Source organism: uncultured Aquimonas sp. (assembly GCF_937888285.1).
In the GTDB taxonomy this organism is placed as follows: Bacteria; Pseudomonadota; Gammaproteobacteria; order Xanthomonadales; family Xanthomonadaceae; genus Aquimonas.
Window position 1 is genome coordinate 36863 of record NZ_CALART010000021.1, and the last position, 15733, is coordinate 52595.

The window sequence follows — 15733 nt, forward strand, 5'->3', positions numbered from 1 at the left end:
GGGTACGATCCACCCCCTTGGCGCACATCGCATCGATGGCGTCGGTCCAATGAGTTGATCCCCATGTCCAACCCCAACGCCACGCTCGATGTCGGCGCCAAGCTGTGGTCTCTGTGCCATGTGCTGCGCGACGACGGTGTTACCTACCACCAGTACCTGAGCGAGCTGACCTACCTGCTGTTCCTCAAGATGATGAAGGAGACAGGGCAGGAGGATCGGCTTACCGTCTGGAAGCTTGAAGACCCCAAGAAGAAGAACGGACCGAAAGTTCAACAGCCCGGCACCCGCTGGGACGACCTGCTCAACGCCTCGGCCCCCGATCGGCTGGATACCTACAAAGAGATGCTGCTCGACTACGGCCTGCACGGCCGCGGCGCGGTGCAGCAGATCTACGCCAACGCCAACACCTTCATCACCAAGCCGGCCACGCTCAGCAAGCTGGTCACCGACATCGACAGCCTGGACTGGTACAGCGTTGACCGCGACGACCTGGGCGACCTGTACGAAGACCTGTTGGAGCGTAACGCCGGCGAGAAGAAGAGCGGCGCCGGCCAGTACTTCACGCCCCGGCATCTGATCGACAGCATCGTGGCCGTCATGCAGCCGCAGCTGGGCGACGTCATCCAGGATCCAGCGGCCGGCACCTGTGGTTTCTTGATCGCGGCCAACAACTACCTGCGCCGGCACAACGACTTCGACAGCCTCAGCGAAGAGGCGCAGCGCAAGTACCGGCTCCACACCTTCCACGGCATGGAGCTGGTGCAGGACACCCACCGTCTGGCACTGATGAACATGCTGCTGCACGGCATCGAAGGCGGCGTGCTCTACGGCGACACCCTGAGCAATGACCACTATCAGCTACCGGACGCCACGCTGATCCTCAGCAACCCGCCGTTCGGCACCAAGAAGGGCGGCGGCCTGCCCACGCGAAATGACCTCACCTTCGAAACCAGCAACAAGCAGTTCGCCTTCCTGCAGCACATCTACCGCGCGCTGAAGCCCGGCGGCCGCGCAGCCGTGGTGCTGCCCGACAACGTGCTGTTCGAGAGCAACATCGGCACCGACATCCGGCGCGACCTGATGGACAAGTGCAATCTGCACACCCTCCTGCGCCTGCCCACCGGCATCTTCTACGCCCAGGGCGTGAAGACGAATGTGTTGTTTTTCACCCGCGGCGAAACCGACAAGGGCAATACCAAGGAAGTGTGGGTTTACGACATGCGGGCCAATATGCCCGCCTTCGGCAAGCGCACGCCCTTCACGCGCGACTACTTCCGCACGCCGCCCGATGCGCCGCCCAGCCAGCCGCGCGACAAATTCGAGGACGTGTTCGGCAGCGACCCGCAAGGCGGGCCGGCTGCGCTGGCGGCACGGCAGGACAGCGGCGAGGCGGGCCGCTGGCGCCGATTCACGCGCGAGCAGATCGCGCAGCGCGGCGACAGCCTGGACATCAGTTGGCTCAAGGACACCGGCGCTGCGTCCGCCGATCAGTCGCGTGACGATCCTTCAATCGTGGCCGGGCTAGCGCTCAAGGAGTTGAACGCCGCAGTCTCTGAGCTGCGCTCGCTACTGGAGGAATTGGGCGAGGACCCGGATTCGATGTTGGAGGCAGCGATTGCCGAGGAGTCGTCGGGCGATGGCGAAGGGCTAGTCGCATGACTGGCTCTGCGACGAACGCCAGCGATCTTCCAGATGGCTGGGAGGTGGCGTCATTCGGCGAACTGAACTCATTCAGCAGTGGGACCATCAATCCGGCCTCGCGGCCGGACGAGGTCTTTGAACTCTACAGCGTACCGAGCTTTCCAACTGGGCGTCCCGAGCAGCTTCCAGGTCACGCAATCGGCTCGACGAAGCAGACGGTGAGTCCTGGTGATGTTCTCGTTTGCAAGATCAACCCTCGCATCAACCGTGTCTGGGAGGTAGGCCCCCTTGGCGATCTCGAGCAGATCGCTTCATCAGAGTGGATCGGCTTTCGATCTGACGCCTTGGTACCCCGGTTTGCGAAGCACTACTTCAGCGAACCCTCGTTCCGCTCGCTCTTGTGCAGTGAGGTATCGGGCGTCGGTGGCTCCCTGACTCGTGCCCAGCCCAGTCGCGTGGCCGCGTATCCCGTCCCCGTTGCGCCACGGGCTGAACAGACCCGTATCGCCGACCAACTCGACACCCTCCTGGCGCGCATCCAAGCCTGCCAGGACCGCCTAGAGGCGATCCCGGCGTTGCTCAAGCGGTTTCGGAGCGCTGTTCTGGATGCAGCGGCCTCGGGCGCGCTGATCGACGAAAACGGACCGCCAGCAGATGTCGTCAAGCTTGGCTCGGTCCTCGCCGAGCCAATGCGCAATGGCAAGTCGGTAAGGGACGGTAGCGGGCTGAAGGTCCTGCGCCTTACCGCATTGAAGCAATCAGGAATTGATCTGACAGCAACGAAAACCGGCGACTGGACTGGCGTAAGGGACGTGCAGCGTTTTGTGATTCGAGACGGTGACTACTTGGTCTCGCGAGGCAACGGCTCCAAGGAATTGGTGGGGCGCGGGGGCAAAGTTGCCAACTGCTCTGACGATGTCGCTTTCCCTGACACCATGATCCGGATTCGACCTGACACGTCACGCCTCCTGCCCGACTACTTGGATGTTGTTTGGGCTGCACCTGTCGTTCGGAAGCAGATCGAGGCAGCCGCAAAGACAACCGCCGGCATCTGGAAGGTTTCGCAACCAGACCTTGAAGGCGTTGCATTCCCTCTACCGTCGATAGAACACCAGGCTTCGATCGTTCAGCGCGTTCAGGCACTCATGAACCTCGCTAGCGAGATCGAACGTCGTCATGACGCGAGCGCAAAGCAAGTCCTCCGGCTCACGCCGCTCACCCTTGCCAAGGCCTTCCGCGGCGAACTCGTTCCGCAAGACCCCAACGACGAGCCGGCCAGCGCCATTCTGACGGAACTAAGAGCCACCGATGCACAAGCTGCGTTGGAGACAACGCGCAGACCTGCGAAGACACTGGGGAAGCGACCGACCGTGAGAAAATTAGGAAAGGAAACCGTCAGGGCTGCGATTCTGAATTTCAAGATGGATCGCTTCTCGTTTAACGACCTAAGGGCGCAGGTATCAGGCGATTACGAGCATCTGAAGACAGCGCTCTTCGAGTTGCTGGAAGAACCAAGCCCGGTTGTCCGGCAGGTCTTTGACGAGGAGAGCAAAGCGATGCAGCTCGTGCGAGCGAAGCCGTGAAGCTCACCCGCGTCCGCATCATTAAGGCGTCGACCTGTGGCGGGCTACTTGACGGGCTCGATATCAGCTTGCGAGGAACGCAGAACGGGCCCGAGCCATTCAATCCGCTCTGTCTTGTCGGACCTAACGGAGCGGGGAAGTCGCAGTTTCTTCAGGTGGTTGCCGAGGCGTTCCAGACTGTGTTCCACGCCTGTGTTCCGAATGAGGAGCGCGCGAAAGGAAATGAGGATCTTCAGTTCGAGATCGAGTACGTGCTTCGCCCCAAGGGGACCAGCGCGCCGTTGTTCGTTCGGCTTTCTCGCCGCAGTGAAGGCAAACGGCGCCCAGTGCTCAAGGTGGAAAGGAAAGATGGTCTTGAGTGGGTTGAATGCTCGTTGGAGGAGCCTGCGACCCACGAACTTCTCCCCTCGCGTGTCGTTGGCTACACGTCTGGCGACAACGAGACCCTGAGCCTGCCGTTCCTCGTGAGCCGTAGCGGCTATGCCGACGCAGTCGGCAAGCGGGCGCTGAGCAATGATTCTATCGAAAATTCTCAGCCAATTGCCGATACGCGGCTGATGCTCGTGGACTACGGCACGCACCTCGAGGTGCTCGCCGCCAACCTGCTCCTTGGGTCTGCGCAGGAGAGGTCTGCATTGCTCCAAGACGCAAAGCTCAGCGACCTCCATTCGTTCCGTTGCGTAATTCAACTGGCACACCGCGCCGTCCCGAAGCTTTCAGCCCGTGAGTCGGCAACGCGGAAGCGCAAAGGTGTGCAGCTGACCGATGAGCTTGAGCGCTACATCGACCAGCTGAGACGGTGCTCGACCTGCCACGCCTACGACGAGAAGACTGAGACCTACGTCTTTGACTTCCTGCTGACGGACGAAACGCGCATGGCTTTTCTGTCGTTCTGGGCGTCCACACTCGAGCTGTACTCGGCGCTTCACAAGCTAGCGATGCTGAATGACCTGGCGATTCCGAAGGTCACTCGTGAACGATTGCTGCGCGACATCAAGACGCGGCGCTTCGCATCGCGTTTGCCGGAACCGCAAGATGAAGACCGGGTCTTCCGCTTTGAGCAAGTTCGGTTCACACCTAAGTTCGGTCAAGGTGTTGTTGACTATGTGTCGCTCTCCGACGGCGAGCACCAGCTCGCGCAGATTCTTGGAACAATGTGCATGGCATCGTTTCCCAACGTGCTGTTTCTGTTTGACGAACCGGAGTCGCATTTCAACCCACAGTGGCGCGTCAAGTTCATTTCGCGGCTGATGGATCTGCCCACGGCGAGCGGTAAGCGCGGCGAAGCGGGAAGTGGGGCCGCACAGCAGGACTGCCTGCTGACAACGCACTCGCCGTTTGTCCCGTCGGACATGCCGCGAACCAATGTGCTGATCTTCAAGAAGGGCGACTCCAAGGTGGAGGTTCGCCGACCTGACATCGAGACCTTCGGCACAACTTTCGATGCAATTCTGGGAGAGTGCTTCGACGTTCGACCGCCGATGTCGGAACTGCCGCGACGTGAGATCAAAGAATTGATGGCCAGCGAGGACGCGGAAGCAATAAAGGACGGCATCGAGAAGTTAGGAGACTCAGTCGAAAAGGTGTTCTTGATGGACCACCTTCGCCAGATTTCTTAGCAAGAGTCCGCATAGCGATGTTTTTCGGCTACCCACTTGCTGCGACGCAAAACAATTGGCTTCACGAGTGCGTGCTGGCAGCGGTCAAGAACGTGCACGCTTTGGTAGACGCTGGGAAACGCTACCCGGCCTGGCCCAACATCCTGCCTGACAAGTACCGAGAAATGCTGAAGTCGCGCACTGGGCTGCGAGACCGGTTCAAGGCGTACAACCTGGCGCTGCGGACGCTATCGTCGAAGGGTGAGAGGGACGGCGTTCTCGCCGCCGTCACCGATCAGAACCGTATTGAGGAACTGCTGTCCAACGCCTGCAACTGCGTGGCGCTCGAAGCGCTGCCTGCGGCTATTCGTGAGGCTGTGACCGCGCTTTTTGACTTTGCTTTCGCACTGCTCACGGATCTCGGGGTTCGTGATGAGCACTATAAGGCTATCTACGACTCGGCGATCGCACATGTCTGCCCGTTCTGCGGCACAGAGTACTTCGATGCACCTGGGGCACCGCGCGAGGCCTTGGACCACTACCTTGCCAAGAGTCGCTACCCTTTTGCAGCCGCCAACTTGCGCAACCTCGTACCTATGGGGCACAAGTGCAACTCGAACTACAAACTCGCGATTGACCTGCTTTTCGACGGGGATGGCGTGCGTCGCGTGGCCTTCGACCCCTACAACCATACCGAGATCAAATTGGTGCTCGACGACAGTGATCCGTTCGACGGCTCAACACCCGCCATGCCTTGCTGGACGATCAAGTTTGAGCCTGACGTACCAGCTGTGCTGACCTGGGACGCTGTGTTCTCCATTCGCGAGCGCTTCCGACGAGACCATCTCGACGAAGGCTACCCGGCGTGGCTGTGGGACTTTCGTAACTGGGCGCAAAGCGCGCAACAACCTAGCGATACCGACGCTGACTTGATTGAAGCGCTTAAGCGGTACGAGCGATTTTGCGCGGGCGGCGGCATGCGAGAGAGAGCATTCCTAAAGGCCGCAGTCTTCAGAATGCTACGACTCCGGTGCGAAGAGGGAAATGATCGGTTAAAGCAGCTTCTGCGAGATCTACTCGCCGAGTCGTCTCCTCCAGTAGGTTGCGCATGAGCGACATCCGCCTCTTCCGCCTCACCGCCGGCAAAGCCGCCGAACTGCAGGGCGATGCCTCGGATCTTGAGAAGCCGCTGCAGACCTTGATCGAGGCCAACCTCGATGCGCTGCTGGGCATCCGCTTTCTGGCCACCGAGTACTCCACCAGCAAGACCCACGGCGGGCGCATCGATTCGCTGGGTATCGACGAGAACGACTGTCCGGTGATCCTGGAGTACAAGCGTTCGGTCGGAGAGAACGTGATCAACCAGGGGTTGTTCTATCTGGACTGGCTGCTCGACCACAAGGCCGAGTTCAAGCTTCTGGTGATGGACGTGCTGGGGGCCGAGGCCGCGCAGCGCATCGACTGGAGCGCGCCACGGCTGGTCTGCATCGCGGCCGACTTCACCAAGTTCGACGGCCACGCGGTGCAGCAAATCGACCGTAACATCGAACTGATCCGCTATCGCCGCTTCGGCGCCGATCTGTTGCTGCTGGAGCTGGCCAATGCGGTCAGCGCCTCGGGCAGGAACGGCCGATCAGCGAACAATCGTGGCAATCGAAGCCTCAGGCCGAGCGAGTCCACGGTTGAGGTTGCGCCGATGGTCGATACCTCTATCGACAGCGAAGACGCCGCGCCGCGCGGCAGGGATCGACCCTACAGCGAATCCCTGCAGCTGCTGACACCCGCGCAGCGCGAGCTGCTGGACGCGCTGCATGACTACCTGCTCTCTCTGGGTGACGACGTGCAGCACAAGGAGCTGAAGCTCTACGCCGCCTACAAGCGCCTGAAGAACTTCGCCACCGTGGTGCTGCAGAAGAGCCGGCTGCTGGTCTATCTGCATCTCGACCCCGGCGCGCTGGCGACGCTGCCGCCCAATGCGCGCGACGTGCGCGAAATTGGTCACTGGGGTACGGGCGATCTTGAGATCACGCTGGGCTCCATTGACGAGCTCGATGCCCTGAAGCCGCTGCTGATGCAGGCCTACGAGGGGCGCTCCCTGCGCTGAGCGCGCAGGCGCGACACCGCGTGCAGGCTCGGCGCATGCCGCATGCCGCGGGCTCGCGACAGCGGAAGCGCGAAGATGGACCGTCTTCCACACGCTAAGCTTTGGCGTGTCCAGACACAGCTCCTACCCCCGCATGGCGAACGATGCTTTTCCCGACCGTCTCGATCACTGGATCCGTGCCTGCGTGGACGTGCTCAACCGCGCGCCGGACTTCACCGCCTACCGTGATCGCGTGGCGTCCCTCGTCGACCTGTACCGCAAGGACTGGGAGGCCTCCGGCACGCCGCCCGAGACCGTCTATCCGATGCTGATGCTGATGGCGCGCGCGGTGTGGGCGCACTGCCCGAATCCGCATCTGCAGTACGCGGCCGGCCGCCTGCCGCCGATCGAGCGCAACTCGCCCTGTCACTGCGGATCGGGCCGCAAGTACAAGCACTGCTGCCAGGACGCCGAGCAGCGGCTGCCGCTCAAACAGGTCAACTTCCTGTCCTTCCTGCTGGAGGTGCTGCAGCGCAAGCGCTGGGCCGAGCTGGCAGGCAGCAAGCTGTCGCGTCCGATGCTGGTGCATGTGGCGCATGAATGGCAGGGCGCGGGTCGTTACCAGGAGCTGTTGGCGCTGCTTGAGCCCTGGTTCAAGGACGAACGCCATTTCACCGAGCCGCACGAGCCGCTGCTCGACTGCCTGCTGGACTGCTACGACGCCCTGCACAAGCCGCGCAAGAAGCAGCAGCTGCTGGAGCGCGGCCTGCAGCATGGCGATCGCGGCACGGTCGCCGCGCTGCTGCAGCGCCAGGCGGCCATCGCGCATGATCGCGGCGAAACCGCCGAGGCCTGGGCCTTCTTCAAGGCCGCCCAACAGGTCCTGCCGGATTCGCCGAGCCTGTGCCATCTGGAGCTGCTGCTGCTCATCGCGCAGGGCGATGAGGCGCAGGCCCGCGAACGCGCGCGCTTCTGGGTGCAGTCGCTGCAGCGTCGGCGTGATCCCGAACTGCAGGGGTTGATCGAGCTGGCGCAGTCGGTGGCCCGCGAGGGCGCAGCCGCCTTCGGCGAGATCGCCGCGCAGCACGAGCCGGCGCTGGCCGAGTTGGAGGCGCTGCTCAGGGCGGCGCCTCCACCGCAGGCCCACTATCACTTCCCACACCGCAGTTCGGAGTCGGCCGGTCCGCTGGAGCCTTCGCCGGCGCTGGCCAAGGCGCTGCGCACGATCAAAGCGCGCATGGCGCGGGCGCAACAGGGCGGCGGCGATCCCGAGCTGGGGCCGGTGCTGGCGCAGGCGCCCCTGCTCTGGCACAGCTTCGAGCTGATCGCCGCGCTGGAAGGCATTGCGCACAGCCGCCCACTGCCCGGCGTGGGCGAGCGCTTCGCCCTGCCGCTGCTGAAGCGCGCGGAGGCCCTGCTGCGCGAAAACCTGCGCGCCCACAAGGCCGAGGGGCTTGCGCTGGAATGGGGCTGGCTGCAGAACCGCACGGCGCTCAGCCTGCTTGCCGATCTGGCCCTGCTGCGGATCGAGCTGGGCTGCGAGACGGATGCCGCGCTCAGCACCCTGCGCTGGCTGGTGGACGAGCTGAACCCGCAGGACAACCAGGGCCTGCGCATGCCCTTGATGGCGCTGCTGCTGCAGCGCGGCGACTACGCCGAAGCGGCCGCGCTCGCCGAGCGCTATCCGGACGATCTGCCGGAGATGCAGTACCAGTCCGCGCTGGCCCTGCATCTGCTGGGAAACGAAGCCTCGGCGCGCGCAATGCTGGCGCGCGCGGTGGCGGACTACCCGAAGATCGCGCGGATGCTGCTGGCGCCGAAGCCGCCGAAGCGTCCGCGCGGTGATGCCTACGGCGTCGTTCTTGGCGGTGACGAGGAGGCCTGGCTGTTCCGCGACGAACATCTGCCGCTGTGGACGCGCACGGGCGGGCTGGACTGGCTGCGCGCGAACGCGCGGGTCGGCGCGCGCTAGCGCCATCGCGCCGCTGGCAGTCGGACCGCGCCGCTGCAGCCTCGGCAGAATTCCGTCGCTGTCGCAGCGCCTTGTCGGCATGTGTTATGCAGGCGAGCCGCGTTCCCTGGCCCGCAGGGTCGGGCAGGACAGGCCGCCGGGAGGCACATGAGCCGCGACGTCGCGCTGGACTACCGCTGGGCCCTGCACTGCCTTGAGCACATCGAGGAGCTGGTGGTCGTCACCGATGCGGCGCTCGGCAGCGCCGGCGAGGGCGGGCCCTATGTGCGCTACGTCAATGCCGCCTTCGAGCGCAGCACCGGCTGGCCGCGTGCCGAGGTGCTGGGGCAGCCGCTGCGCAGGCTGGGTGGGGTGGCCACGGCAGAGTCCACGCGCGCGCAGATCCGCGCCGCCTATCGACGCGGCCAGGCCACCGAGGTCGAGCTGGACACCGAGCGTCGCGACGGCAGCGCGATGCGCCTGCGCAGCCGCCTGCTGCCGCTGCGCGATGCACAGGGCGCGCTGCAGGGCTTCCTGTTCCTGCAGAGCGATCGCACCGATGCAAGGGCGATGCAGCTGGAGCAGTCGCGCCTCAACGACTGGTTCGCCGGTGCGGCGGCCAGCGCGCTGTCGGCGCTCTACATCACCTCGGCGCAGCGTGATGCCGCGGGCAGCGTGGTCGATTTCCGCATCGAGTACGCCAATGTCAAGGGCGGCGAGCTGCTGCAGCAGGACCCGCGCGCCCTGGTCGGGCAGGTGCTGCGCGAGTGTCTGCCGGGCAGCCGCACCGAGGTGCTGATCGGCCACTGCCGACGCGTGCTGGAAACCGGCCAGGCCTTCGTGGAGGAGTTCGAGGTGCCGGAGTATCCGGCCGGGCTGCGCTGGATGCGTCACCAGGTGGTGCCGCTGCGCGACGGCGTGGCGGTGACGGCCGAGAACATCAGCGACCGCAAGCAGACCGAGGCCATGCTGCAGGCCTTCCTGCACCACTGGCCGGGTCGCGCCTGGATCAGCGATACCGAGGGCAACATCCTCGCCGCCAATGCGGCCTACGCCGAGGTCCTGGCCTCGCGCGGGGCCCGGCAGCTGCCGACGACGCTGCGCGACTGCTACAGCCCGGAGCTGGCCGCGCTCTATCTGCAGAACAACCGCCGCATCGACGCGGGCGGCGTGCCCGAGCATCTGCTCGAGCCCGGCTTGCGCGCCGACGGCAGCCGCGGCCTGTTCGAAACCTGCAAGTTCCCCCTGGGCGAGCAGGGTGGGCGCCGTCTGCTGGGCGGCTTCGCCATGGACATCACCGAGCGCGAGGGCGAACGGCAGACCGCCGAGCGGCTGGCCGCGATCGTCCGCAGCTCGGGCGACGCCATTCTTTCGCTTGACCTGCAGGGACACATCGTCAGCTGGAACCTCGGCGCTGAGCGCCTGTTCGGCTTCAGCGAGGCCGAGGCGATCGGGCGGCCGGTTTCGATGCTGGCGGCCCCGGAGGATCGCGAATCCGCGGCAGCCTTGCTCAAGCGCGTGCTGTCCGGCGAGCCGCAGGTGCGCGCGGAAGCGGTGCGCGTCTGTCGCGACGGCAGCGCCGTGCAGGTGCAGCTGTCGCTGTCGCCGATCATCGACCGCGACGGCCGCTGCGTGGGCGTGTCGAAGATCGCCACCGACATCGGCGAACGCCATCGCCGCGAGCTGCAGACGCGCTACTTCGCCGAGCACGATCCAGTCACCGGCGCGCTCAACGAGCGTGGCCTGCTGCTGACCGCGCAGGCCTGGATCGACAGCGCGCCAGCGCGGCCACTGGCCCTGCTGCGGCTGCGCGTCGAGCGCTTCGGCGAGTTCCGCGATGTGTTCGGCATGACCCACGCACACGCGCTGCTCGGCCAAGTGGTTGAGCGCCTGGCCACCTGCTTCGACGGCACCGCCAGCTGCATCGCCCATTTCGGCCAGGACGATTTCGCCCTGCTGCTCGAACTGCCGGCGGACGATGCGCTGCTGCCGCCGTCCCTGGTCGAGCAGCTGCAGCAGGTGCAGCTGCTGCCGCTGGACGTGCTCGGCATCGAGTTCGACCTGGAGCTGCGCGCGGGCCTGGCCTGCTATCCGCAGGATGCAGCCGGCGGCGAGGCGCTGCTGCGCTGTGCGGACCTCGCGATCTCCGCCGGTCGGCGCGGCCTGTCGCGCTACGACGCGGCGATGGGCGAGCGCGTGGCCTACCAGGTGCGGCTGCAGCGCGAGCTGGCGCGCGCACTGGGGCGTGGCCAGCTGCGCCTGGTCATGCAGCCGATCGTCGAGTCGCGGCCTCCGCACCGTGCGCTGGGCCTGGAGGTGCTGCTGCGCTGGCGGCATCCCGAGCTGGGCGACATCCCGCCTGCGCGCTTCATACCCGTGGCCGAGGAGTCCGGCCTGATCGCCGCCATCGGCGGCTTCGTGATCGAGGAGGCCTGCCGGCTCAAGGCCTGGCTCACGGCCGAAGGCTTCGGCCAGCTGTTCGTCAGCCTCAATGTCTCGCCGGACCAGTTCCGCCATGGCGACCTGCCGGCGCGGGTCAGTGCGGCGCTCGGACGTCATGGCCTGCCCGGGGCCGGCATGGAGCTGGAAATCACCGAGTCCACGCTGATGGAGCAGACCGAACACAGCGCGCAGCAGCTGCAGGCGCTGGCGGCGCTGGGCCTGGGCCTGAGCATCGATGACTTCGGCACCGGCTGGTCCAGCCTCGCCTACCTGCACCGCTTTCCGCTGACCAAGCTGAAGGTGGACCGCAGCTTCGTCGCCGGCCTGCCGCAGGACCACGGCGCCGCCGCGATCGTGCGCAGCATCCTCACCCTGGCGCGCTCGCTGGAGCTTTCCACGCTTGCCGAAGGCGTGGAGACCGAGGCCCAGCAAGCCCTGCTCAGCGGCCTTGGCTGCGCCCAGCTGCAGGGCTTCCTGCACAGCCCGCCGCTTGAAGCGACGGATTTTCTGGACTGGCTGCGCGCACGTGGCTGACGTCGACGGTGTGTGCCGGAAATCCGACGCGTTCAGATGGCCGACCCCGGCGCGCTTGAGCGCTCGACGCAAATCCGCTGGCAGCGTTCAGTTCGCGGGCCAAGGCCACTCTCCGGATCGGCATGCACCGCGGGCGACAGTTCGTTTGGAGGCGCGTTTTGAACATCGCGCAATGCTCCCGCTGCAGCCGCGTGCCCGTTTCAGAAGTCTCTATGTGACCTGCAGCGTCATGCGTGGTCCGAGGTGTAGGCCCCACGCAAGCCTTGGCCCTGATCCGTGAAGTCATTCATGCCAGTCGCCCGCCTGCAGCAGGGTGGCGGCGGGCTCCTGACGGCGCTGGGTAAGGGAAGACCCGACCGTGAACGCGGATGTTCTGCTGCCCGGCATTCGTTTCACAATCGTTTTCCATTTATGGCGGCTGTGGCAAAGTTCTTGGCGCGTTTCGTGCTGATTCGGGCGCGCTAGTCGTAGCACAGCGGCCAGGACGCCCAAGAGCCTCCGGTCGGTTCCTCCCATCCATCGGAGTTTGCATTGGACACACACACCTCCAGACGCGGGATCGCCCTCGGGCGCGCCGCTCTCCTTGATCGCTGCCTGCTCGTCCTGCTTGCCGCGCTGGCGCTGCTGTCCGTGCCGGCTCTGGTGCTGGCCGAAGGCAGCCGCTCGCTGTTCCCGGCCAGCTACCCGGCGGCTGGCGCGCGCGCGCCGATGGACCTGACCAACAATGCGGCCTATGCCGGCGTTGCCCAGAACCGTCAGTTTCTCTACGTGTACGCGCAGGCGGGTGAGTTCATCCTGCTGGGCTCACGCAACCGCAGCAACGGCGGTGACATCTTCGTTTACAACCCGCAGTCCTTCGGCGTGCGCGGCCTTGAAACGGTTCCGGCAAGCGCGGACTTCACCTGTTCCTCCAACAGTCCCCCTGCCGGCAGCTTCGGCGGCACCGGCCGCGGATCCATCGCCACGCGTGCTGCCGAGCTGGCCGGGCCCAACAGCGCCGACGGCACCGTCACCGCAACCGACGGTTGGTTGCCCTGCGCCTATCGCGCGCCGGTCAGCGGCGTCTATGGCGTGCGCTTCACGGGGGCGACGTCGGGGACTCAGACCCTGGCAGCCACCCCCGCGCAGAATGCGCCGCAGATCCTGGCGAACCAGGTCTCAGCCTGGGAAGTCCAGGTGCGAGCCGCTGCCAACACCCGCACCGACATCAACGGTCGCCTGTTCACCTATGCCTGGATCGGCCGCACCGGTGGCAATGGCGCTGCCGGACGCGTGTTCCATGCCCTCTACTACATCACCGAGGACGGCTACCGCTACGAGCAGCGCATGAACGCGCTCGACCCGTTCGCCTATGCGCTCTACGCCAACCGCGCGGGTTTCCTCGATGGCGGTGCGCCCCTGTACAAGAGCGTGCGTGGCGACAACCAGCTTGCGACCAACATCCTGCCGGCCGGTAGCGGTGTGTCCGCCCAGCCCCCGCAGTACCCGATGTTCTTTTCCGATGTTCGCGACACCGGGCCCAACGATGCTGAAGTCGAGCGCGTATTGGGTGCGCTCGGTCTGCCCACGGTGCCGCCGGTGCCCCAGCTCATCAGTGTGGCCTTTACTGGCACCGTCAGTAGCGACACCACGACGCTCGGCGCCGGTGGCGTGTTCACCTTCACGACGATCAACACCTTGACCTACGAGATCGTGGTCAGCCGTGACGGCGTCAACTTCGACCCTGCCAACCCGCTGAACAAGGTGCTGACCGGCAACGCGCTGTCGGGTACCCATACGGTCTGGTGGAATGGCCGCGACAACTCGGGCGCGCTGTTCCCCGTGGGCTCGGGCTATCGCTACCGCATCGCCGGCCGCAACGGCGAGGTGCATTTCCCGATCATCGACACCGAAGGTATGGCGCTTGGCGGGCCTACCGTGCGCAAGCTCAACGGCTCGCAGGATGCCATCGTCTACTTCGACGACCGTGGCTACGTCACCCGCAACGGTACGGCGGTGGGCCAGCTCAATGGACACCTCTGCGGTGCCGGCAATCTGCAGGTGCAGCCGACGCCCAACCACTCCCTGCTGGGCGTCGATTCCAGTGATTCCAACTTCAACGGCGCTGGCATCTACTACCGCTTTTATCCGCAGGTCACCAACGATCCGAATACGGATTGCGTCAACAACGCAGCGACGCATTTCGGTACCGCCAAGGGCCTGGACCTGTGGGCACTGGAGCGCACGCCCTCGTTCTCCGAGCCGGTGACGGTGGTGGCGCCGGTGATCGGCGCCGATGTCGGCACGGTGGTCACTGTCGATAGCAGCGCCTTCCCCGGACAGACCGTGTTCGGCACCCTGGTGTTCTACAACGCCGGCGATACCGAGGCGACTGGCGTGAACTACACCGCGCGCATTGGTACGCCGGGGAACTGCCCGGCCAGCGTGAACTTCACCCTGCTTCCGCCCGGCGTGACGGTGGCCAGCTACAACCCCGCGACGTGCGTGGTCACCTTCGCAGGTATGCCGGCGACCTTGCCCGCGGCCATCCAGCCCACCTCGCAGCTGGTGTTCGAGTTCAATTACCCGGCACCCAACAGCGGGCCGCAGATTGTGCAGACCACGGTCAGCGCGACCAACGAAGCGCCGGGTCAGATCGCCCCGAACAGCGCCAGTGGAAGCACCAGCATCATCGTTGCCGATGTCGCGACCACCGTGACTGTGCCGGCTTCAGCGGTCACCGGCTCGACCGTGTCGGGTACGGTGAGCTTCAGCAATCTGGGCGCCGCCACCTCGACGGCCGACGGCCTGGTCTACAGCGTGACCATCGGCAGCCCCGGCAACTGCCCGGCAGGCATCGACTTCCCCGGCATTGCGCCTGCCACCTTCAGCGTGGACCCGGGCACCTGCGTGGTGAGCTTCACCGGGCTTCCGGCCAGCCTGAACCCCGGTGACGGCTTCAGTCTCGCTTTCCAGTACACCGCCCCGGCGCCGGGGACGGTGCCAGTGTCGTCCAGCATCAGCACCACGACGCCCGAGTCCAGCACCGCCAACAACACGGCAAATGGCAGCACGCTGATCCAGGCGCAGCCCGAGGTGACCGTCAGCAAGGTGTCGGTGCCGGTCACGGGTACGGCGGTTTCGATCGGTGGTGGCATCACCTACAACGTGCAGGTCGTCATCACCGGCGGCAGCCTGGTCAGCAGTCTGCAGCTCACCGACACGCTGGGCGCAGGCCTCAGCCTCGGCACCGTCACGGCCGGACCCTTCACTTGCAACGGCGCGAATCCCCTGGTCTGCAGCCTGCCCGCTGGAACCCCGGTCGGCAGCTATGCGCTGTCGTATACGGCGACGGTGAACACCTCTGCCGTGGGATCTGTGGCCAACGCGGTGGCCATCACCGGCAATGGCGGCGATCCGGACCCGGTGTGCTCGCCCTGCAGCACCACGCACCCCGTCATCGCGCCCCAGCTGTCGATCGCGAAGACAGCAAGCGCAGCGAGCTTCACGGTTGGCGTCCCCGCCAGCTACACCCTTGCGGTGACCAACACCAGCACATCGCCGACGACGGCGGCCAGCACGATCACCGACACGATCCCGAGCGGTCTGACCCTCGGCACGCTGCCGGCGGGGTGCACGGCGTCGGGCCAGACGGTGACCTGCACAATCGCCAGCCTGGCGGCGGGTGCGAGCACCAGCTTCGTCATCCCGGTGACGCCGACGCTGGCCGCCGTGCCCAGCGTGAGCAACACCGCGACGGTCAGCGGTGGCGGCGATCCGACCTGTCCTGCGGCAGCGCGCTGCGGCAGCACGGTGGTCACGCCGGTCAATGTGCCGCAGCTGACGATCACCAAGACGGCCAGTGCTGCGAGCTTCGTGGTCGGCACCCCGGCGAGCTACACGCTGAGCGTGCAGAACACCG

At 65.4% G+C, this 15733-nt stretch carries 8 protein-coding genes; all 8 read left to right on the forward strand.

Annotation, left to right across the window (positions count from 1 at the left end):
• Nucleotides 1–63: 63 nt before the first annotated feature.
• Nucleotides 64–1659 (forward strand): N-6 DNA methylase, encoded by a 1596-nt coding sequence (locus tag Q0654_RS06345; protein WP_298851671.1) that lies wholly within the window; start codon nt 64–66, stop codon nt 1657–1659.
• Nucleotides 1656–3224: a hypothetical protein gene (locus Q0654_RS06350; RefSeq protein ID WP_298851673.1), complete on the forward strand. Its 1569-nt coding sequence runs from the start codon at nt 1656–1658 to the stop codon at nt 3222–3224. The genes Q0654_RS06345 and Q0654_RS06350 overlap by 4 nt, the downstream gene beginning before the upstream one ends.
• Complete coding sequence (locus Q0654_RS06355) at nt 3221–4843, forward strand: restriction system-associated AAA family ATPase (RefSeq protein WP_298851676.1); 1623 nt, start codon at nt 3221–3223, stop codon at nt 4841–4843. The genes Q0654_RS06350 and Q0654_RS06355 overlap by 4 nt, the downstream gene beginning before the upstream one ends.
• A gap of 17 nt (nt 4844–4860) precedes the next feature.
• Entirely contained in the window at nt 4861–5934 is a 1074-nt protein-coding gene (locus Q0654_RS06360; RefSeq protein WP_298851678.1) for a hypothetical protein, read from the forward strand.
• Nucleotides 5931–6926 carry a DUF5655 domain-containing protein gene (locus Q0654_RS06365; protein WP_298851680.1) on the forward strand — a complete coding sequence of 332 codons (996 nt, stop codon included), beginning with the start codon at nt 5931–5933 and terminating at the stop codon, nt 6924–6926. Before Q0654_RS06360 ends, Q0654_RS06365 begins: the two co-directional genes overlap by 4 nt.
• Nucleotides 6927–7059: 133 nt before the next feature.
• Nucleotides 7060–8877 carry an SEC-C domain-containing protein gene (locus Q0654_RS06370; RefSeq protein WP_298851682.1) on the forward strand — a complete coding sequence of 606 codons (1818 nt, stop codon included), beginning with the start codon at nt 7060–7062 and terminating at the stop codon, nt 8875–8877.
• Between the two features lie 147 nt (nt 8878–9024).
• A complete protein-coding gene (locus Q0654_RS06375; RefSeq protein WP_298851684.1) occupies nt 9025–11832 on the forward strand; it encodes an EAL domain-containing protein in 2808 nt (935 codons plus the stop codon).
• 531 nt (nt 11833–12363) lie between these two features.
• A partial coding sequence (locus tag Q0654_RS06380; RefSeq protein WP_298851686.1) for a DUF11 domain-containing protein occupies nt 12364–15733 on the forward strand: 3370 nt, incomplete at its 3' end.